The sequence below is a fragment of the Paraburkholderia franconis genome (assembly GCF_009362735.1).
Taxonomy (GTDB): domain Bacteria; phylum Pseudomonadota; class Gammaproteobacteria; order Burkholderiales; family Burkholderiaceae; genus Paraburkholderia; species Paraburkholderia franconis.
Genome location: NZ_WHNP01000006.1, coordinates 174,564 through 194,729, shown reverse-complemented (window position 1 = coordinate 194,729; position 20,166 = coordinate 174,564). Strand labels below are relative to the sequence as shown.

At 63.7% G+C, this 20,166-nt stretch carries 15 protein-coding genes and 1 tRNA gene; 10 read left to right on the top strand and 6 right to left on the bottom strand.

Annotation, left to right across the window (positions count from 1 at the left end; all coding sequences use genetic code 11):
* Window positions 1-3: 3 nt before the first annotated feature.
* Window positions 4-576: an SCO family protein gene (locus GCT13_RS09080; protein ID WP_152757309.1), complete on the bottom strand. Its 573-nt coding sequence runs from the start codon at window positions 574-576 to the stop codon at window positions 4-6.
* Between the two features lie 472 nt (window positions 577-1,048).
* Here GCT13_RS09080 and otsB point away from each other — a divergent pair, with 472 nt between their 5' ends.
* Window positions 1,049-1,798 carry a trehalose-phosphatase gene (otsB, locus tag GCT13_RS09075; RefSeq protein ID WP_152757110.1) on the top strand — a complete coding sequence of 250 codons (750 nt, stop codon included), beginning with the start codon at window positions 1,049-1,051 and terminating at the stop codon, window positions 1,796-1,798.
* A gap of 55 nt (window positions 1,799-1,853) precedes the next feature.
* Window positions 1,854-3,278, top strand: coding sequence for an alpha,alpha-trehalose-phosphate synthase (UDP-forming) (otsA, locus tag GCT13_RS09070; RefSeq protein WP_152757108.1), 1,425 nt, complete (start codon window positions 1,854-1,856; stop codon window positions 3,276-3,278).
* A gap of 108 nt (window positions 3,279-3,386) precedes the next feature.
* Here otsA and GCT13_RS09065 read toward each other — a convergent pair whose 3' ends face one another.
* On the bottom strand, window positions 3,387-5,222 hold the full coding sequence (locus GCT13_RS09065) for an ABC transporter ATP-binding protein (RefSeq protein ID WP_152757106.1): 1,836 nt from the start codon (window positions 5,220-5,222) through the stop codon (window positions 3,387-3,389).
* A 708-nt stretch (window positions 5,223-5,930) separates the two neighbouring features.
* On the opposite strand from GCT13_RS09065, the gene GCT13_RS09060 reads away from it, so the two are divergent.
* The 3 genes from GCT13_RS09060 (at window position 5,931) to GCT13_RS09050 (ending at window position 8,658) form a co-directional block, all read left to right on the top strand.
* Window positions 5,931-6,995 (top strand): glycosyltransferase family 4 protein, encoded by a 1,065-nt coding sequence (locus GCT13_RS09060; protein WP_152757104.1) that lies wholly within the window; start codon window positions 5,931-5,933, stop codon window positions 6,993-6,995.
* 251 nt (window positions 6,996-7,246) lie between these two features.
* On the top strand, window positions 7,247-8,113 hold the full coding sequence (locus GCT13_RS09055; RefSeq protein ID WP_152757102.1) for a hypothetical protein: 867 nt from the start codon (window positions 7,247-7,249) through the stop codon (window positions 8,111-8,113).
* An 89-nt stretch (window positions 8,114-8,202) separates the two neighbouring features.
* On the top strand, window positions 8,203-8,658 hold the full coding sequence (locus GCT13_RS09050; protein WP_152757100.1) for a DUF2214 family protein: 456 nt from the start codon (window positions 8,203-8,205) through the stop codon (window positions 8,656-8,658).
* An 85-nt stretch (window positions 8,659-8,743) separates the two neighbouring features.
* Here GCT13_RS09050 and GCT13_RS09045 read toward each other — a convergent pair.
* The 4 genes from GCT13_RS09045 to GCT13_RS09030 form a co-directional block, all read right to left on the bottom strand.
* Window positions 8,744-8,818 (bottom strand) — tRNA-Val (locus GCT13_RS09045).
* A gap of 48 nt (window positions 8,819-8,866) precedes the next feature.
* Window positions 8,867-9,616: a DNA polymerase III subunit epsilon gene (gene dnaQ, locus GCT13_RS09040; RefSeq protein ID WP_152757098.1), complete on the bottom strand. Its 750-nt coding sequence runs from the start codon at window positions 9,614-9,616 to the stop codon at window positions 8,867-8,869.
* Window positions 9,617-9,677: 61 nt separating this feature from the next.
* Window positions 9,678-10,124, bottom strand: a complete 447-nt coding sequence (gene rnhA, locus GCT13_RS09035) for a ribonuclease HI (RefSeq protein ID WP_152757096.1) — start codon at window positions 10,122-10,124, stop codon at window positions 9,678-9,680.
* Window positions 10,121-10,936 carry a class I SAM-dependent methyltransferase gene (locus GCT13_RS09030; protein WP_152757094.1) on the bottom strand — a complete coding sequence of 272 codons (816 nt, stop codon included), beginning with the start codon at window positions 10,934-10,936 and terminating at the stop codon, window positions 10,121-10,123. The genes rnhA and GCT13_RS09030 overlap by 4 nt, the downstream gene beginning before the upstream one ends.
* A gap of 19 nt (window positions 10,937-10,955) precedes the next feature.
* Here GCT13_RS09030 and gloB point away from each other — a divergent pair, with 19 nt between their 5' ends.
* From gloB to carB, 5 genes are all read left to right on the top strand, one after another.
* Complete coding sequence (gloB, locus tag GCT13_RS09025) at window positions 10,956-11,747, top strand: hydroxyacylglutathione hydrolase (protein WP_152757092.1); 792 nt, start codon at window positions 10,956-10,958, stop codon at window positions 11,745-11,747.
* Window positions 11,748-11,902: 155 nt separating this feature from the next.
* Complete coding sequence (locus GCT13_RS09020; protein ID WP_152757090.1) at window positions 11,903-13,588, top strand: transglycosylase SLT domain-containing protein; 1,686 nt, start codon at window positions 11,903-11,905, stop codon at window positions 13,586-13,588.
* A 234-nt stretch (window positions 13,589-13,822) separates the two neighbouring features.
* Window positions 13,823-15,097: an MFS transporter gene (locus GCT13_RS09015; RefSeq protein WP_152757088.1), complete on the top strand. Its 1,275-nt coding sequence runs from the start codon at window positions 13,823-13,825 to the stop codon at window positions 15,095-15,097.
* Between the two features lie 446 nt (window positions 15,098-15,543).
* Window positions 15,544-16,698, top strand: coding sequence for a glutamine-hydrolyzing carbamoyl-phosphate synthase small subunit (gene carA / locus GCT13_RS09010; RefSeq protein ID WP_321574261.1), 1,155 nt, complete (start codon window positions 15,544-15,546; stop codon window positions 16,696-16,698).
* A 142-nt stretch (window positions 16,699-16,840) separates the two neighbouring features.
* Window positions 16,841-20,095: a carbamoyl-phosphate synthase large subunit gene (carB, locus tag GCT13_RS09005; RefSeq protein WP_152757086.1), complete on the top strand. Its 3,255-nt coding sequence runs from the start codon at window positions 16,841-16,843 to the stop codon at window positions 20,093-20,095.
* Window positions 20,096-20,166 lie beyond the last annotated feature (71 nt).

The window sequence follows — 20,166 nt, the reverse complement described above, 5'->3', positions numbered from 1 at the left end:
AAATCATGAGTGGTCTTCGATGATACGGCGCACGTCTTCGGCGATGACGTCGGGCGTATCGTGGTCGGTGGCGAGCAGGCGTGCGTGATTCTGCGCGTCGAAGATGTAGACGGCCGAACTGTGCGTCACCTCGTAATTGCCGTTCGGATCGCGCTTCTCCATCTGATACGCGATGCGATAGTGCTTCGCGAGCTGTTCGATCTGCGCGTCCGTGCCCGTGAGTCCGCGCGCATGCTGCGCATCGAATGCGCCGACGTAATCGTGCAGGGCTTTCGGCGTATCGCGCGCCGGATCGACGGTGACGAACAGGATGCGCACCTTCCGCGCATCCGGCCCCAGCTTGCCGATGACCTGCATCAGCCGTCCCATCGTTTCCGGGCACACGTCCGGGCAATGCGTATAGCCGAAGTAGACGAGTGACGCGCTGCCCTTGAGCGAGCTTGCCGCGACGGGACGGCCATCGTCGCCTGTCAGCGTGAAGTCGAGGTCCGGCAGATGGCCGCTCACGTCCGTCAGATGCCACGGCTCGCCGGGATGCGAGCAGCCCGTGATGTCGAGCGCCGCGACGAGCGCCATGCCCAGCGCGGCGAAGCGTCGTCGGATGAAAGGGCGGGGAGCGAAGAGCGGCAAGTGGGGCACGAGGACTTTCGGGAACAAAGACAGCTTCGACGACTCGATTGGAGAGCGACCAACGCGTTGCAGACAGCATTTTGAACGCGGCGCAAACGGCGCGCCGTGTTCGGCAACATGCCGGTAATACGCGTTGCGGCATGCCGTTATTCCGGGCCAGCGCCGTTGGGACTCTATCGCAATTTTGCGCGCGCCGTTGTACCGTGGGATTTCGAGGCGGAAAGCGAGTCAATATGCCGCAGAGCGCTGAAAGGCGTCTGTAGACGGATCGACGGATTTTGAATCCGTTCCGTTGGGCAAACGGTCCGGACCGCCCGCCCGCGCGACGCGCAAGCTTACTTTCTCGAAAAAACGACCGATGCGCGGTAAGATGCGCACACTTTTCCGGCCGCAAGCGGCTGAGAGGCAACGTAAACCGATGCAAGCACTTCCGGCATTTCTGTCTCCGACGGAGACGGCATTTTTCTTCGATTTCGACGGCACGCTCGTCGATCTGGCTCCGACGCCCGACGGCGTGCTGGTTCAACCCGAGGCCATCGCGTTGCTCGCCGAGTTGCGACGGCTGACGAACGGCGCCGTGGCGATCGTGTCGGGTCGCGGCATCGACAGCATCGACCAGTTTCTCGGCATGCCCGATCTGCCCATCGCCGGTTTGCACGGCGCCGAGCGGCGCGATGCGAATGGCGACACGCAGCGCATCGGCTTCAACGACGAGCGGCTGCTGCGCATGGAGCAGGTGCTCGCGGGCATCGTCAACGCGAATCCCGGCATGCTGCTGGAGATCAAGGGCGCCGCGCTCGCGCTGCACTATCGGAACGCGCCCGATCGCGAGCCCGCCGCGCGCGAAGCGACCACAAAGCTGGTCGCCGACTATCCGGGCGCCTATGTGCTTCAGCCGGGCAAGATGGTCTATGAGATCAAGCCGAAGGACGTCGACAAGGGGCGCGCGTTGCGTGCGTTTCTCGACGAGCCGCCGTTCACGGGCCGCACACCCGTGTTCGCCGGCGACGATCTCACCGACGAGAAGGGCTTCGCGGTCGTCAACGAACGCGGCGGCCTGTCGATCAAGGTCGGTGGCGGCGACACGATCGCGTCGGCGCGCATCGGCTCCGTGAGCGCGCTGCTCGCGTGGCTGTCCGAAGTCGTCTCGGCCGCGCGCAACGCATGATGACGTCCGCCCATCATCGCTCGACGGCCTTCGTCTCGCACGGAAACCACGCGTCATGAGCCGGCTGATCATCGTATCGAACCGCGTCGCGCCGATCTCCGAAGGCGGCCCGGCAGCGGGTGGCCTCGCGGTCGGCGTGTATGACGCGTTGAAGGAAACGGGCGGCATGTGGTTCGGCTGGAGCGGCGAGGTGCTCGGTTCCGGCCAGCCGGAAATCAGGCTGGAAGAGCGCGGCCCCGTGACGTTCGCGACCGTCGGCCTCGTGCGTCGCGACTACGACCAGTACTACCGGGGCTTTTCGAACGCGACGCTGTGGCCCGCGTTCCACTATCGGCCGGATCTGCTGCAATTCGACCGGCACGATTTCGAGGGCTATTGCCGTGTGAACACGTGGCTCGCGCAGCAGCTGGTGCCGCTTCTGCGCGACGACGACGTGATCTGGGTGCACGACTATCACCTGATCCCGTTCGCGCAGGCATTGCGCACAGCGGGCGTGAAGAACCGCATCGGCTTTTTCCTGCACATTCCGTTTCCGGCGGCGCAAGTGCTGCTTGCCGTGCCGCCGCATCGCGCGCTCGTCGAGGCGCTCTGTTCGTTCGATCTGCTCGGCTTCCAGACGAAGCCCGATCTGCGCGCGTTCTGCGATTACATCGTCAACGAGGCGAGCGGCACCGTCGATATGTCGGCGCAAGGGCCGAGCATCGTGCATGCGTTCGGCCGCACGTTGCGCGCGGCGGCCTATCCAATCGGCGTGTATCCCGACGAGATCGCGGAGCTGGCCAAGGCGGGCGAGCACGACAAGCCGGTGCGCACGATCGAAGCGACGCTGCATGCGCGCAAGCTGATCATGAGCGTCGACCGGCTCGATTATTCGAAGGGGCTCGTCGAGCGTTTTCGTGCGTTCGAGCGGCTGCTCGAACATGCGCCCGCGTATCGCGACAAGGTGTCCTTGCTGCAGATCGCGCCGCCGACGCGTTCCGATCTGCACGCGTATCAGGAAATCCGCTTGCAGCTCGAAGGCGAATCGGGGCGCATCAATGGCCGCTTCGCCGAGCTCGACTGGACGCCGATCCGCTATATCCACCGGCAATATGAACGGCCCGTGCTCGCGGCGCTGTTCCGCACGGCGCACGTCGGCTACGTGACGCCGTTGCGCGACGGGATGAATCTCGTCGCGAAGGAATATGTGTCGGCGCAAGACCCGGAAGATCCGGGCGTGCTGGTGCTGTCGCGTTTCGCCGGCGCGGCGCACGAATTGACGGGCGCGCTGATCGTCAATCCCGTCGACGTCGACGGCATGGCCGATGCGCTCGGCACCGCGCTGTCGATGCCGCTGGCCGAACGCAAGGCCCGCTACGAGGACATGATCGCGCAACTGCGCGAGAACAACGTGTCCGTGTGGCGCGACAACTTCATGCGAGATTTGCAGCAGGTGTCCGGCGACGAGGAGAGGGTGGCGAACGAAGCCGCGGCGGGTTGATCTCCGCGCTTTCCATGTTCCAAGCGCAGAGTGCCCGCACAAAAAAGCCGCTTCGAGGTTCGAAGCGGCTTTTTTCTATTGATCGTTCAGACGGCAAAGCGCCGCGCGTCAAGCCACATGCTGCTCGTCGAACTTCTTGCCGCCGACATGCAGCGTCGACTGCCTGCCGTACTGCTTGGCAAGCAGATCGCGATACAGGCCCGGACGGTTGCGCAGCTCTTCGGGGCTACCGTCGTCGATGACCCTGCCCGCGCTCATCACGATGATGCGGTCGAAGTTGTGCAGCGTCGACAGGCGGTGCGCGATCGCAATCACCGTGCGGCCGACCATCAGCCGGTCGAGCGCTTTCTGGATCGCTTCTTCGGATGCGCTGTCGAGCGCGGAGGTCGCTTCGTCGAGCAGCAGGATCGGCGAGTTCTTCAGGACCGCGCGCGCAATCGCGATGCGTTGCCGCTGACCGCCCGAGAGCTTCACGCCGCGATCGCCGACGATCGTGTCGAAGCCTTCCGGCATCGCTTCGATGAAGTCCGTGCAGCGGGCGTCGCGCGCGGCGGCGATCACCTCGTCGCGCGTTGCTTCCGGCCGCCCATACGCGATGTTCTCGTAGACCGTGCGATGAAGCAGCGAGATGTCTTGCGGCACGAGCGCGATCGCGTGGCGCAGGCTGTCCTGCGTGATCGCGGCGATATCCTGGCCGTCGATCATGATCCGTCCGCCCTGCGTTTCGTAGAAGCGTTGCAGCAGCGCAAGCACGGTCGACTTACCCGCGCCGGACTTGCCGATCAGGCCGACACGCTGGCCCGGCTGAATGTCGAGATCGAAGTGATCGAGAATCGGGCGCCGCTTCGGATACGCGAACGTCACCTTCTCGAACGTCACGCGCCCGCCTTGCGGTACGAGTTCCGTTGCATCGTTGCGATCCGGCATGCCATGCGGTTCGAGCAGCGTCTTCACGGCTTCGGCGAGGCGGGCGACGTGCTGCGTCACGTCGACGAGCGCGACGGCCAGATCGCGCGTGCCGTGCAGGATCGTGAAGCCGAGCGAGCTGACGAGCACGATGTCGCCGGAGGTCGCCTTGCCCTGATCCCACAGCCACAGCGCCCAGCCGAGCAGACCCGCCGACAGCAGTGCGGTGATCACCGCGTGCAGCAGACGCAGTTTTTCGAGGTAAAGCAGGCTTTGCTGACGCGCGTCCATTTCCGACTTCACGGTCGCGCCAAAGCGCTTCTGTTCGCGGAACGTCATGCCGAACGCGCGCACGAGGCTCATGTTGCCGATCACGTCGACGAGCTCGCCGTCGACGGAGGCCGCTTTCGTCGCGAAGTTGTGATGCCGCGCCGAGCCACGACCCGCCAGCTTGAACAGCACGACGGAGAGAATCGCCGAGCAGCTCAGCAGGCCGAGCGCCATCAGCGGATTGACGGCAATGATCATCACAATAGCGCCCGCCACCGCGATGCACGGTGGCAGCACGTTCCACGCGGTCGTGTTCTCGGCCGTATAGACCGCGTTCGACGTCGCCGTGATCCGGCTCGCGAGCATGCCGGGCTGCTTCTCGGCGTAATAGGTCGGCGAATGGCCGCTTAGGTACTGAAAGAGGTCCTTGCGCAGATCGCCCGTGACGGCGACGAACGTGTGCGCGGCAACCCAGCCGCCGACGCGCCACAGCATGTTGTCGGCGGCGATCAGGCCGACGAGGATCGCGAATGCACCCCACAGCGGCCCCGGATGATGACGGCCTTCGCCGAGCACGTCGATCAGATGCTTGATCGCGTATTGCGAAGCGAGCGCACAACCCACGGCCGCGAATACGCTGCTCACGACGACCAGATGGGCGACCGGGTGGCGGCGGATAAAGCGGAAGAGGAACGCAAGCGGCCGGTTCGCATAGCCGGAGAGCCTTGCGTTATGGGCGTTGCGCTGGGCGATTGTCAGATGTTCCAATTGTTCAGTGGGTCGTTTGGGTCGGGTTCAAATCGTGCAACGGCTGTGCCTGGCGCGGCTCGTAACACCAGCGTAGGCCCCGCATTGTAAACATGCAAAAGCCATTTCGCATGGCGGTAAGACCAATGAGGGCGCGATTATTTTCGCGACTCGTACCGGTAAGCTTTCCCAGGCTGGACCCGTTGCGGGTCAAGAGGTTCACGCCATCGGCGAGAATTTTCAAGATATAATTACAGGTTGCATACGAAGCCGGCGAGGCGGTTGTTTCGTGCACGTCGACGGTTCACCGATGACCGTCGTCAAACGGCTTGCGGCGTCAGCGCCAATGCGAGGTTCCCACTGTAAAACGCCTTGAGAAAACAAGGGTTTGCGAAGTGTTTCGCGTCTGTAACAACGTAAAGACTTTGAAATGTCGGAGCCGGTCGGACGGGCGGGCATTGATAATGCGTGCTCGGTCCCGTCAGGAAATATCTGACAGTTTGTCAACGTCCGTTCATGAGCCGCGTTTACGGCTAGAACACAGACTTTGACACTGACCAAGCTGGCGTCTTACCAAGCGATCCATCGCAGGAATTTCTCGAAAGAATCAGGCTCGTGTCCAATGCGGCTCAATGCTGCTTGCGAAACCGAGCGCCCTGGCGAGCAAGCGAAGTCGCTTTTACCAAACCGCAGTCTTTTTGCCTGATCTTTTACGAGGAGTTCTTCATTATGCGAATCGCTCAAATCGCTCCGTTGCACGAGGCGGTTCCTCCCAAGCTCTACGGCGGCACCGAACGCGTGGTGTCGTATCTCACGGAAGCGCTCGTCGAACTGGGTCACGACGTGACGCTGTTTGCGAGCGGCGATTCGCAAACCTCCGCGAAGCTCGAAGCATTCTGGCCGCAGGCTCTGCGTCTGGACCCGACGATCCGCGACGTGATGGCGCCGCACATGCTGCTGCTCGAAGAAGTGCGCCGCCGCGCGGACGAATTCGACGTGCTGCATTTCCACATCGACTACTACCCGTTCTCGCTGTTCGCGCGCCAGCCGGTGCCGTTCCTGACGACGATGCACGGCCGTCTCGATCTGCCGGAATTGCAGCCGATCTTCAGCACGTTCAACGACGTGCCCGTCGTGTCGATCTCGGACAACCAGCGCCAGCCGCTGCCGCAGGCGAACTGGCTGTCGACCGTGTATCACGGCCTGCCCGAAAACCTGCTGACCCCGATCCCCGACGTCAAGCCGAGCTATCTCGCGTTCCTCGGCCGCATCTCGCCGGAAAAGCGTCTCGACACGGCTATCCGCATCGCCGAGCAGGCCGGCATGCCGATCAAGGTTGCCGCGAAGCTCGACAAGGCCGACCGCGCTTACTACGACGAAGTGATCAAGCCGCTGATGAAGCTGCCGCACGTCGAGTACATCGGCGAAATCAGTGAGTCTGAGAAGACCGAGTTCCTCGGCAATGCACACGCGCTGCTGTTCCCGATCGACTGGCCGGAGCCGTTCGGTCTGGTGATGATCGAATCGATGGCTTGCGGCACGCCTGTGATTGCGTTCAAGCGCGGCTCGGTGCCGGAAGTGATCGAAAACGGCGTGTCGGGTTTCGTCGTCGAAGACGAAATCAGCGCTGTCGCAGCCGTCAAGCGTCTGGAGCAGCTGCCGCGCGCGAAGGTGCGCAAAGCGTTCGAATCGCGCTTCTCGTCGAAGGTGATGGCGCAGAACTATCTGAAGACGTACGAAGAGTTGCTGCGTTCGAAGCGCCGCACGGTGCTGCGCGAAGTCAACGCAGGCTGATCGCCGCTATCGAGGACTGTCGGGACGTCGTAACCGGGTTCCGTGGCGGTCCTTGCGATTCACCATCAGCGCCCCGCATGTGCCGAACATGCGGGGCGTTGTTGCATTTACGCTGCATGCTGGTGCGCAGCGTAAGGGCGAATGGTTCGAAAGCGCGCGTTGCGGGGCCGCAACCGTGAGACGAATCCGTAATATCCCTATAATGGCCGTGCCGCAAATCCGGCGCGGCCCGTCCACATGAGGAGAGTGCTTTGGCGAGAACGAAACAGACGCGTGCGAGCGCAGTGCCTGGCGCCGGCACGATGTTCGCGCTTCGCGCCATCGGTCTCGTGATACTGGCTCGCTGGCTCTTCTCGATGGGCGAGATGCAGCCGCTGACCGCGCTTCAGGCGATGGCGTCGTCGCCGTGGGCGTGCATCAACCTCGTCTTCCTGTTCCTTCTGATTTTCCTGCCGGGCGCGAAGGCGCGCGCCGAGCGGCCGTTTCATCCGTTGCCGCAGTGGCTGCGTCAGGCGCTGCGTCTCTTCGCGTTTCTCGGTCTGCTGTTCGCCGTCTGGTCGGTCGGCGCGTTTGTCTGGGCGGCCGGCTGGCGGCGCGCGTTCAATGCCGTCGCCGCGACCAACGGCTGGCTGATCGCGGCGCCTGCGTTGTACGCTGTTGTCGTCTGGATCTGCCGGCCGCGCGCGCTGTGGCGCACGAATATCGCCGCGCGCCGCTTCGCAATCGGCCGCTTCGCGATCTCCATCGACGCCGTGACGCGCACGGCGATCGTCTGGGCCGAAAGCCGCAAGCTCGGCCAATACGATGCGCGCGAACTGTCGCTGCGCTGGCTCGATGTGGCGTCGGGCGCTTCCGGCGTGCGGCGCGCGATGCCATCTGTTGCGTCCGTCGACCTGTCCGGCGCGCAGCCCGCGACTGTGCCTCCTATCGCGAACGGTCACGCTACGCTCGAACGCGCGGGCGTCGGTGGCCTGTTGCGCCGTCCCAAGGTCGAGCTCATGTGGGATTCGCCCGCCGCCGCCGGTCATAACCGGCAGACGGTGTTTCGCGCACCGCTTTCGTCAGAAGGCGATCGGGTGGCCGCACGAGCGCTCGACGCAAGCCTGCGCCAGGCCTGAGGCTTTTCCGAGCGCGCTTCTCGCGAGTTGCGACGCTGTCTCTTTTCCGAAGCATCAACGGCCGCTTTGCATCGATCATGGAGATGTCCATGCTGATCCGCTGGTTGCTTGCCGCTGTTCATCTGCTGGGCTACGGTTTCGCGCTCGCGTCGATCATCGGACGCACGCGGGCGCTGCGTCGCCTGTCCGGTCCCGCCGATCTGCCGCGCGTGTTTCTGGCAGACACCGGTTGGGGCATCACGGCCATCGTTCTGATCGTCACGGGTTTGATGCGCGTCTTCGGTGGCTTCGAGAAGGGCGCCGATTACTACCTGCACGAGCCGCTCTTCCACATCAAGATGGCGGCGCTCGTGCTGATCCTGGTTCTCGAAGTGATGCCGATGATGACGCTGATCCGCTGGCACATCGCCGTCAAACAAGGCGATACGCCGGACCTCGCGCGCGCGGGGCGATTTGCGCGCATCGGCCACTGGCAGTCCATTCTGCTCATCGTGATGGTGTTTGCAGCGTCGGGTATGGCGCGCGGCATTGGGGCGGCTGCGTAGCAGCACGAAGAATCGAACGAGGAAAATCGAACGAGAAAAGAAAAAGGCCCGGGCGTTTCCGTCCGGGCCTTCTTTTCTTCGAATCTGGTGGGTAGTACTGGGATCGAACCAGTGACCCCTGCCGTGTGAAGGCAGTGCTCTACCGCTGAGCTAACCACCCGAAGAGCTGTGCATTATGTCAGGTCTTTCAGGCTTCGACAAGCACTTTTTAAGCAATTTGCGCATCGGCGGTTGCGGATGCATCTTCTGCCGACGGTTGCGTGCGCCACACGCTCGTCCCCTTCAGCAATTTGTCGAGGCCGTCAAGCAGCGCTTCGTGTTCAGCGAGCTCATCGCCGGTGGCGGTGAGCACGACGAGCTCGACCTCATCGAGCTTCACGCGCTTCGTGCCGCCCGCAACGCCAGACGCCGCCTCGCCGATCATGTCGATCACGAGGCTTTCCTGGCCGCGCGTCATCGCGAGATAGACCTCGGCGAGCAGTTCCGAGTCGAGCAGCGCGCCGTGCAGCGTCCGGTGGGCGTTGCTGATGCCGAAGCGGTCGCACAGCGCATCGAGCGAATTGCGCTTGCCAGGGAACATCGACTTGGCGCGCACGAGTGTGTCGATCACTTCGCCGCAATGCTCGCTGAACGGCGGCAGGCCAAGGAGCGCGAACTCGGCATCGAGAAAGCCGATATCAAACGGCGCGTTATGGATGATGATCTCCGCATCCGTGACGAAATCGCGCAGCGCGTCCGCGATCTCCGCAAACTTGGGTTTGTCGCTCAGGAATTCCGTCGTCAAGCCGTGGACGGCCAGCGCGCCCGGATCGCTGTCGCGCTCCGGGTTGACATAGAAGTGCAGGTTGTTGCCCGTCAGCCGGCGGTTAACCAGCTCGACGCAGCCGATTTCGATGATGCGGTCGCCGCTCTTCGCGTTCAGTCCGGTGGTTTCCGTATCGAGGATGATTTGGCGCATGTCGGAGTTGCCCTGCCTGGTTGATTGGATGCCTTGGAAGGCGAGATTGCTGTGAGAGCAGCTACAGATCCGCGAGCATCGCGACGCCGCGATTGGCGAGCGCATCGGCGCGTTCGTTCTCGGGATGACCGGAGTGACCTCTCACCCAGCGCCACTCGAGTTCATGCTGCTGCGTGAGCGCATCGAGCCGCTTCCACAGATCGGCGTTCTTCACGGGCGCCTTCGCGGCCGTCATCCAGTTCTTTTTCTTCCAGCCGTGAATCCACTCGCTGATGCCTTTCTGCACGTATTGCGAGTCCGTGTGCACGATTGCCTTGCATGGGCGCTTCAATGCCTCTAGCGCGGCGATCACGGCCATCAGCTCCATCCGGTTGTTCGTCGTGTTCGCTTCGCCGCCGAACAGTTCCTTTTCCTGCGTGCCATAGCGCAGCAATGCGCCCCAGCCGCCGGGGCCGGGGTTTCCCTTGCAGGCGCCGTCGGTGAAGATTTCGATCAGGTCAGAACTCATTGATGTTGGTTGCGTGTATTGGGTGTGGCGGCGGGTGTCAGGCCGGGGGCCAGCACGGGTTTCTTGACCTTCAGCGGACCGACGAGGCGCATGCCACGCACGCGCTTGATCGCCGTGACCATGTAGACGGCGCCGAAGATCGGCCACCAGCGGTCGCCTGCGGCTTCCATGAACTGATAGCGCGACAGCCACTTCTCGCCGACGAGGGGCGGACGATAGCAGCCGAAGCGTCCGCGATCAAGATCGAAGCCGAGCAGCTTGATCCAGTCCTTCAGTCGGGTGAAGGCGATCAGATCGTGCGCGGCGGGCACGAACGGACGTCCCGTCACCTTGCCGACGGATTGCCGTGCGCCCCACAGCGACAGCGAATTGAAGCCGAGGATGATCAGCTGGCCTTCCGGCATCAGCACACGCTCGGCTTCGCGCAACAGACGGTGCGGGTCGCGCGTGAACTCCAGCGTGTGAGGCATCACGATCAGATCGACGCTTTGCGCCTCGAACGGCAGGTCGAGCAGATCGCACCAGACCGAGCTGCGTCCGGTCGGCGCGTGGCGCTCGGGCAGGCCGCCCGCGATGCCGCGCGGAAACGTATACGGCGCGCTCGCGCCGCTTTCGGCGTCGAGCACGAGCCCGCGGCAAGGCATGCGGTTCTCGCGCAGCGCATCGAGTTGCGGCAGCCCGAGTTGCAGCGCGTGATAGCCGAACACGTCGGACACGACGCGGTCGAGCTGCGCCTGCTCCCACTCCAGCACATAGCGTCCGGGAGGGGAGGTGGTCCAGGCAGGCCAGTCTATAATCGATCGGTCAGACATGTTGAAGAATGCGTCGCCTATGAATTCGCTCGAGTACGTGCCCGTCCCGGCATTCGATGACAATTACATCTGGGTCGTGTCAGACGGCCGTCACGCCGTGGTCGTCGATCCGGGCGATGCCGCCCCGGTGAAGTCTTATCTGGCAAAACGGGGATGGCGGCTGAGCGCTATTTTACTCACCCACCATCATGCCGACCACGTCGGCGGAGTGGCCGATCTGCTGGATGGCCAGGACGTGCCCGTCTGTGGTCCCGCGGGAGAAGCGATTCGCTGGCTGACCACGCGGCTCAAAAACGGCGACGCCGTGCACATCGACGCGCCGCCGCTCGACTTCACGATTCTCGACGTGCCGGGTCATACGAGCGGCCATATCGCGTACTTCCAGCCCGCCGACCCGCGCGGCACGCCGCACGTGTTCTGCGGCGACACGCTGTTCGCCTGCGGCTGCGGCCGGCTGTTCGAAGGCACACCGGCGCAGATGCTGAAGTCGCTCGACGCGCTCGCTTCGTTGCCCGGCGACACGGAAGTCCATTGCGCGCACGAATACACGCTGTCGAACATCCGCTTCGCGCTCGCGTGCGAGCCGGACAACGCGAAGCTGCAAGCCTGGCGCGACGAGGCGACGGCGCTGCGCGCGCGCCACGTTCCGACGCTGCCCACGACGATCGCTCACGAACGCGCCGTCAACCCGTTTTTGCGCGCGGGCGAGCCGGCCGTCCAGGCGACGCTCGCCGAACAGCTGCACGAATCGGTGCCCGACCGGCTGGCCGCTTTCACGCTGATGCGCGAATGGAAGAACAGATTCCGCTAACTATGGCAAACCATGGGGGCATGCTCATCCGAATCATAGGAAAAAACGCCAACCTCCAGATTTCGCGGCGTTTTTCACGTTTTTCCGATTGACGGAAAAGGCGCACTTTCGTACTATCGGCTGCAAATTCCAGCCCTTTGGAAGCCGAGACGTTCATGAGATTTATCTTTAGCGCGTTATTGGTCCTGATGCTCGCCGCTTGCGCGAGCCAGGGGCCAACGACGAACAGCCTTTCAACTGCTTCCAATCCCGCTAGCCAGCAAGCCGTAGCCGACACCCTTCGCAAGACCGCCACTGCTAAAGAAACGATCAACGTCGACCAGAGTTCCGTCGACCAGTTGACGAGCGAGGACTCCGATCTCTGGGGCCGTATCCGCCGTGGTTTTCAGATTCCCGACCTGCAGAGCGACCTCGTCGACATGCAGGCGAACTGGTATGCGCAGCGTCCGGATTACGTCCAGCGCATGACCGAGCGGTCGCAGAAATACCTGTATCACATCGTCGAAGAACTGGAAGCGCGCCACATGCCGACCGAGCTGGCGCTGTTGCCGTTCATCGAGTCCGCGTACAACCCGCAGGCGCTGTCGGTCGCGAAGGCCGCGGGCATGTGGCAGTTCGTGCCCGGTACGGGCCGCACGTACAACCTGAAGCAGAACATGTGGCAGGACGAGCGCCGTGACGTGCTCGCGTCCACCAGCGCGGCGCTCGACTATCTGTCGCGTCTGCACGATATGTTCGGCGACTGGTATCTGGCGCTCGCCGCGTACAACTGGGGCGAAGGCAACGTGCAGCGCGCGATCGCGCGCAACGAGGCGGCCGGCCTGCCGACGGACTATCAAAGCCTGCGCATGCCGCTGGAAACGCGCAACTACGTGCCCAAGCTACAGGCCGTCAAGAACATCGTGACGAATCCGCAGGTATACGGGCTCGCGCTGCCGTCCATTCCGAACCACCCGTATTTCGTGACGGTCACGACTTCGCATGACATCGACGTCGATACGGCGGCGAAGCTAGCGAACATGACACCGGACGAGTTCCGTTCGCTGAACCCGTCGTTCAAGAAGCCGGTCATCCTGGGCGCGACGCAGCCGCAGATCCTGCTGCCGTTCGACAACGCGAGCGCTTTCGAGCGCAACCTGAAGTCGTACTCGGGCTCGCTGTCGTCGTGGACGACCTACACGGTCACGGAACGCTCGCGTCCGGCGGCGATCGCCGAGAAGATCGGCGTCAATGCGGACACGCTGATGGCCGTCAACAAGATTCCTGCGGGCATGCGCCTGAAGCCGGGCTCGACGATCGTCGTGCCGCGCGCCGACGATGACGACGAGGACATCAGCGCCGATGTTGCCGAAAGCGCGGTGCTCGCGATGGAGCCGGACGTGCCCGACACGCGCAAGATGCTGATCCGTGTGCGCCGCAAGCAGTCGATGGCGATGATCGCGGACCGCTACGACGTGTCGATCGGGCAGCTCAAGGCATGGAACCGTACGCGGCGCGATGTGGCGATGCCGGGCCAGGTGATCGTGCTGCACGTGCCCGTCGGCAAGGCGATGCCGGCCGAGCCGGGCCCGCAGAAGCTGGCGACGGTGCCCGTCGGCGGTGGCGTCGAGCGGACTGGCGCCCAGATCGCGGACTCGCGCTCCGAGTCGCGATACGATAAGAAACGGGGCCGTGGCCACTCGGGCGTCGTCAGGGTGTCGGAGCCGGTCGGCAAGTCCAGCAAGCCGGCGGCCGCCAAGGGCAAGATGACGAAGGTTTCGACGGAGGCGGCTGGCAAGGCGTCGAAGGGCGAGACTTCGAGCCGCCACAAAGTCTCGTCCAGCGCGAAGAAGGGCAAGTAGACAACAAGCGGCCTTTTCGAGGACGACCGAACGTGCGCTGCGGGGGCAGCGCGTGAAGTGCGCTCCGATCTCTCCTCGTTTTCCTGAACGCCGTCACCTGAGGTGACGGCGTTTTTCATTTCCGCATACAGCCGCCGGCGTTTCCCGCACGGGCCGCGCGGTCTTGCACCACGATGGGCGCGATAGCCGCTATCGTTCACGCTCGGGTCCGCCGGACCGTCTTGCTGATGCCTCATGTCATCGACGCCCCTTCGTGTCTTCCTGCTGTTCTCCGCCGGTTACTTTGTCTCGTATGTGTTTCGGGGCGTGAACCTCGGCTTTGCGCCGCTGATCACACGTGAGTTGGGACTCACGGCCGCCGATCTTGGCTTGCTGACCAGTCTCTATTTCCTCGGCTTCGCGGGCGCTCAACTGCCGGCGGGCGTCCTGCTCGACCATTACGGACCGCGTCGCGTGACGGCGGGCATGCTGCTCTTCGCCGCCGCCGGCATCGGCGTGTTCGGCGCGGCGCACGGTGTCGGCGTGATGATGGCGGGGCGGTTGCTGATCGGCGTCGGCGTGTCGGTGTGCCTGGGCGCGGCCTTCAAGGCGCTCGCGCAGCACTTTCCGGCCGCGCGCCTGCCGCTGATGAACGGGCTAGTGATGGCCGTCGGCGGTTTGGGCGGCGTCGCCGTCGGCTCGCCGTTGACGTGGGTGCTGACGTTCGCGAGTTGGCGCTCTGTCTGTTTCGCGCTCGTCGTCCTGACGATCGTCGTGGCGGCGCTGCTGTGGATGTTCGCGCCCGAAAAGAAGGAGCCGCATCATCAGGCGGATCTCGTCAGCCAGTTCAAGGGCACGTGGCACATCCTGCGCAGCGCGGCGTTCTGGAAAATCGGATCGTTCTCGGTCGTCACGCAAGGTGTGTTCTACGCGATGCAGTCGTTGTGGGTCGGCGCGTGGTTGCGCGACGTATCGGGCTTTCAGCCGCACGAGGCAGCGGCGCTCGTGTCGGTGCTGGGCTTCGCGATGATGGCCGGCTGCGTGGGCTTCGGCGCGGCAGCGCGCAGCATGGAACGGCGCGGGCTGTCGCTGTATGCGTTTTGCGGCGTTGGTATGGCGCTTTTCGTCGTCACGCAACTGTTGATCATGCTGCGCGCACCGCTGCCGGCGGGCTTGCTGTGGGCGGCTTACGGAATTTTCGGTGGCGTGGGCATACTGAGCTACGCGGTGCTCGCGCGCCATTTTCCGGCGCATTTGATCGGCCGTGCGAACACGACGCTGACGCTGATCATTTTTCTGCTGATCTTCGGCTTTCAGATTGGCGTGGGCGCGGTTCTGTCGATCTGGACGCCCGTCGGCGGCCACTATCCGCCCGCCGCGCATCTGACCGCGTGGGGCATTCTCGTTGCGCTGCAGCTGGCGAGCGCCGTCTGGTACGTGCTGCCAAGCCGCGTGCTCGCGAAAAGCCCTTCGCACATCCACGGCGAGCGCCAACCGCAAGGCTCACAGGCGTATTCTGATATTGAATGAAACGGCCATGCAGGCCGCGCGGATTCCAGGTGCATCGCGGCTGCCGGGCCTGTCGGTACTGCGTCGGCCCGGTGGCCGCCCATCTCTGATTTGAAGAGAAGGGTCATTTCAGGCTATAATTCTAAAGTTTGAGCTTATCAACCCGCACCCTAGCGCCTACCTCTCCCACACCGTTCATCCGCCGCGTTTCGTAGTCAACCCGGGTAGTCAACCCGGTTGTAGTTCCGGTCAAGTTTTCGTGAACGCACCGGCTACCGTCGCCAGCGGCCCGCAGCCAGCCTGTCCGCCTACACAATGGGCCGATTGCACGCGCTGCAGTGCCCGATGCGACGCCACGAACAGCGACACGCGAGCGAGCCTGCGCGCGCATCTTCCGATGCGCCTCGCCGCGGCCCGCACGGTCGGATAGACAGGTCGGCAACAGGGTGCCCCCCAAGGAGTCTCCCGTGTTGCCGTCATTTTCTCCCGCTCTTCTCGCGCTCGCCGACGGCACGGTCTTTCGCGGCTACTCGATCGGCGCGCCCGGTCATACGATCGGCGAAGTCGTTTTCAATACGGCCATCACCGGCTATCAGGAAATCCTGACCGACCCCAGCTACGCGCGCCAGATCGTCACGCTGACGTATCCGCACATCGGCAATGTCGGTGTGAACGCCGAAGACGTCGAAGCCACGAAAGTCCATGCCGCCGGCCTGATCATCCGTGATCTGCCCGTTCTCGCGTCGAATTTCCGCATGGAGCGCTCGCTCCCGGATTATCTGAAGGCCGACGGCGTCGTCGCGATTGCCGGTATCGATACCCGCAAGCTCACACGCGTTTTGCGCGACAAGGGCGCGCAAAACGGCGCGATTCTCGCAGGTTCGGATGACGAAGCGAAGGCAATCGAACTCGCCCGCTCGTTCCCGGGCCTCGCGGGCATGGACCTCGCGAAGGTCGTGTCGACGCAAAAGCCGTACGAGTGGAAGCAGACGGAATGGCGTCTCGGCAGCGGCTACGGCATGCAGAACACGCCGCGCTATCGCGTCGTCGCGTTCGACTACGGCGTGAAGTACAACATCCTCCGGATGCTCGCGGAACGCGGCTGCCAGGTCACGGTGCTGCCGGCGCAAGCGACGGCAGCCGACGCGCTCGCGCTCAATCCGGATGGCATCTTCCTGTCGAATGGCCCCGGCGACCCGGAGCCGTGCGACTACGCGATCGCCGCGACGCGCGAGTTCATCGAGCGCGGCATTCCGACGTTCGGCATTTGCCTCGGCCATCAGATCATGGGTCTCGCCGTCGGCGCGAAGACGATGAAGATGAAGACGGGCCACCACGGCGCGAACCATCCGGTGAAGGACCTCGACGACGGCCGCGTCGTGATCACGTCGCAGAACCACGGCTTCGCAGTCGACGCCGACACGCTGCCCGCCAACGCGAAGGTCACGCACGTGTCGCTGTTCGACGGCACGCTGCAAGGCTTCGCGCTGACGGACAAGCCGGCGTTCTGCTTCCAGGGCCACCCGGAAGCGTCGCCCGGTCCGCACGATATCGCTTATCTGTTCGACCGCTTCACTGCGTTGATGGACCAGCAGAAGGGCAAGAAGTCGGCGGCGGCGTAAGAGTCGAGAGCAGCGCCGACAGCAGCAGCTCGCGAGCGGCGACAGGAAAGCGCGCGCCCTGCGACGCCGTTCGGCATGGTCCGAACGGCACACCGCCGGCGCGCCAACGGAAAGAACTCAGGAATACATTAGCGAGAGCGTTATGCCCAAGCGGACAGACATCAAGAGCATCCTCATCATCGGCGCGGGTCCGATCATCATCGGCCAGGCGTGCGAGTTCGATTACTCGGGCGCGCAGGCGTGCAAGGCGCTGCGTGAGGAAGGCTACAAGGTCATTCTCGTCAACAGCAATCCGGCGACGATCATGACCGACCCGAACACGGCCGATGTCACGTACATCGAGCCGATCACGTGGGAAGTGGTCGAGCGCATCATCGTGAAGGAGCGCCCGGACGCGATCCTGCCGACGATGGGAGGCCAGACTGCGCTCAACTGCGCGCTCGATCTGCATCACCACGGCGTGCTGGAGAAGTACAACGTCGAGCTGATCGGCGCATCGCCGGAAGCGATCGACAAGGCCGAAGACCGTCAGAAGTTCAAGGACGCGATGACGAAGATCGGCCTCGGCTCGGCGAAGTCGGGCATTGCGCATTCGATGGAAGAGGCGATGCAGGTGCACGCGGAGATTGCCGCGTTCACGGGCGGCAGCGGCTATCCCGTCGTGATCCGTCCGTCGTTCACGCTGGGCGGCTCGGGCGGCGGCATCGCATACAACCGCGAGGAATTCGAAGAGATCTGCAAGCGCGGCCTCGATCTGTCGCCGACGCGCGAACTGCTGATCGAAGAATCGCTGCTCGGCTGGAAAGAGTATGAGATGGAAGTGGTCCGCGACAAGAAGGACAACTGCATCATCGTGTGCTCGATCGAGAACCTCGACCCGATGGGCATCCACACGGGCGACTCGATCACGGTCGCGCCCGCGCAGACGCTCACCGACAAGGAATACCAGATCCTGCGTAACGCGTCGCTCGCGGTGCTGCGCGAGATCGGCGTGGACACGGGCGGCTCGAACGTGCAGTTCTCGACCAATCCGAAAGACGGCCGGATGATCGTCATCGAAATGAATCCGCGTGTGTCGCGTTCGTCGGCGCTGGCATCGAAGGCGACGGGCTTCCCGATTGCGAAGGTCGCGGCGAAGCTGGCCGTCGGCTACACGCTCGATGAACTGAAGAACGAAATCACGGGCGGCCAGACGCCGGCTTCGTTCGAGCCGACGATCGACTATGTCGTCACGAAGATTCCGCGCTTCGCGTTCGAGAAGTTCCGCGAAGCCGACCCGCGTCTGACCACGCAGATGAAGTCGGTCGGCGAAGTGATGGCGATCGGCCGCACGTTCCAGGAATCATTCCAGAAGGCGCTGCGCGGCCTTGAAGTCGGCGTCGACGGTCTCGACGAAAAGACCACGAGCCGCGACGAAGTGATCCGCGAGATCGGCGAAGCCGGTCCGGATCGCATCTGGTATGTCGGCGATGCGTTCCGCCTGGGCCTCACGCAACAGGAAGTGTTCGAGGAGACGTCAATCGATCCGTGGTTCCTTGCGCAGATCGAGGAAATCGTCCGCAAGGAAAAGGCGCTCGAAGGCCGCACGCTCGCAAGCCTGTCGAAGGAAGAGCTGCGCTATCTGAAGCAGAGCGGCTTTTCGGATCGCCGCCTCGCGAAGCTGCTCGGCGCGACGGGCGACGATGTGCGCAAGTGCCGCATCGAACTGAACGTACGCCCGGTGTACAAGCGCGTCGATACCTGCGCGGCCGAGTTCGCGACGAAGACGGCATACATGTACTCGACCTACGAGGAAGAGTGCGAAGCGAACCCGACGAACAACAAGAAGATCATGGTGCTGGGCGGCGGCCCGAACCGGATCGGCCAGGGCATCGAGTTCGACTACTGCTGCGTGCACGCCGCGCTCGCGATGCGCGAAGACGGCTACGAAACGATCATGGTCAACTGCAACCCCGAGACCGTTTCGACCGACTACGACACGTCGGACCGCCTGTACTTCGAGCCGCTGACGCTCGAAGACGTGCTCGAAATCGTCGACAAGGAAAAGCCGCTCGGCGTGATCGTCCAGTACGGCGGCCAGACGCCGCTGAAGCTCGCGCTCGATCTCGAAGCGAACGGTGTGCCCATCGTCGGCACGTCGCCGGACATGATCGACGCCGCCGAAGACCGCGAGCGTTTCCAGAAGCTGCTGCACGACCTGAATCTGCGTCAGCCGCCCAATCGCACCGCACGCGCGGAAGACGAAGCGCTGAAGCTCGCCGACGAAATCGGCTATCCGCTCGTCGTGCGTCCGTCGTACGTGCTCGGCGGCCGCGCGATGGAGATCGTGCACGAGCCGCGCGACCTCGAGCGCTACATGCGCGAGGCCGTGAAGGTGTCGAACGATTCGCCCGTGCTGCTCGACCGCTTCCTGAACGACGCGATCGAATGCGACGTCGACTGCATTTCGGACGGCGACACGGTGTTCATCGGCGGCGTGATGGAGCACATCGAGCAGGCTGGTGTGCACTCGGGCGACTCGGCGTGCTCGCTGCCGCCGTACTCGCTGTCGAAGGAAACGGTTGACGAGCTGAAGCGCCAGACGGGCGCGATGGCGAAGGCGCTGAACGTGGTCGGCCTGATGAACGTGCAGTTCGCGATCCAGCAGGTTGCGCAAGCCGACGGCTCGAAGCAGGACATCATCTACGTGCTCGAAGTGAACCCGCGCGCTTCGCGTACGGTGCCGTACGTGTCGAAGGCGACGAGCCTGCCGCTCGCGAAGATCGCCGCGCGTGCGATGGTCGGCCAGAAGCTCGTGCAGCAGGGCGTCACGAAGGAAGTCGAGCCGCCGTACTTCAGCGTGAAGGAAGCGGTGTTCCCGTTCGTCAAGTTCCCGACCGTCGACCCGGTGCTCGGACCGGAAATGCGCTCGACGGGCGAAGTGATGGGCGTCGGCCGCACGTTCGGCGAAGCGCTCTTCAAGTCGCAGCTCGCGGCGGGTTCGCGTCTGCCGGAATCGGGCACGGTGCTGTTGACCGTGATGGACGCCGACAAGCCGAAGGCCGTCGAGGTCGCGCGCATGCTGCATGAACTGGGCTATCCGCTCGTCGCGACGAAGGGCACGGCGGCGGCGATCGAAGCGGCGGGCGTGCCCGTGCGCGTCGTCAACAAGGTGAAGGACGGCCGTCCGCACATCGTCGACATGATCAAGAACGGCGAGATCGCGCTCGTCTTCACGACCGTCGACGAAACGCGCGCCGCAATCGCCGATTCGCGTTCGATTCGCATGAGCGCGCAGGCGAACAAGGTCACTTACTACACGACAATGTCGGGCGCGCGCGCGGCCGTCGAAGGCCTGCGTTATCTGAAGGACCTGGAAGTCTATGATTTACAAGGACTCCATGCTCGCCTAAACTAAGGCTTCAGAGTTCTGTCAAAGACGTAAGTGCCGCGGTTAAGCGGCGTCCCTGAGGTGCCAGATCGGGCTTT

What these genes read in the sequence shown, in the direction of transcription:
- GCT13_RS09080 (WP_152757309.1), bottom strand. Translation starts at nt 576, where the DNA reads ATGGCGCTCGTCGCGGCGCTCGACATCACGGGCTGCTCGCATCCCGGC.
- otsB (WP_152757110.1), top strand. Translation starts at nt 1,049, where the DNA reads ATGCAAGCACTTCCGGCATTTCTGTCTCCGACGGAGACGGCATTTTTC.
- otsA (WP_152757108.1), top strand. Translation starts at nt 1,854, where the DNA reads ATGAGCCGGCTGATCATCGTATCGAACCGCGTCGCGCCGATCTCCGAA.
- GCT13_RS09060 (WP_152757104.1), top strand. Translation starts at nt 5,931, where the DNA reads ATGCGAATCGCTCAAATCGCTCCGTTGCACGAGGCGGTTCCTCCCAAG.
- GCT13_RS09050 (WP_152757100.1), top strand. Translation starts at nt 8,203, where the DNA reads ATGCTGATCCGCTGGTTGCTTGCCGCTGTTCATCTGCTGGGCTACGGT.
- dnaQ (WP_152757098.1), bottom strand. Translation starts at nt 9,616, where the DNA reads ATGCGCCAAATCATCCTCGATACGGAAACCACCGGACTGAACGCGAAG.
- rnhA (WP_152757096.1), bottom strand. Translation starts at nt 10,124, where the DNA reads ATGAGTTCTGACCTGATCGAAATCTTCACCGACGGCGCCTGCAAGGGA.
- GCT13_RS09030 (WP_152757094.1), bottom strand. Translation starts at nt 10,936, where the DNA reads ATGTCTGACCGATCGATTATAGACTGGCCTGCCTGGACCACCTCCCCT.
- gloB (WP_152757092.1), top strand. Translation starts at nt 10,956, where the DNA reads ATGAATTCGCTCGAGTACGTGCCCGTCCCGGCATTCGATGACAATTAC.
- GCT13_RS09020 (WP_152757090.1), top strand. Translation starts at nt 11,903, where the DNA reads ATGAGATTTATCTTTAGCGCGTTATTGGTCCTGATGCTCGCCGCTTGC.
- GCT13_RS09015 (WP_152757088.1), top strand. Translation starts at nt 13,823, where the DNA reads ATGTCATCGACGCCCCTTCGTGTCTTCCTGCTGTTCTCCGCCGGTTAC.
- carB (WP_152757086.1), top strand. Translation starts at nt 16,841, where the DNA reads ATGCCCAAGCGGACAGACATCAAGAGCATCCTCATCATCGGCGCGGGT.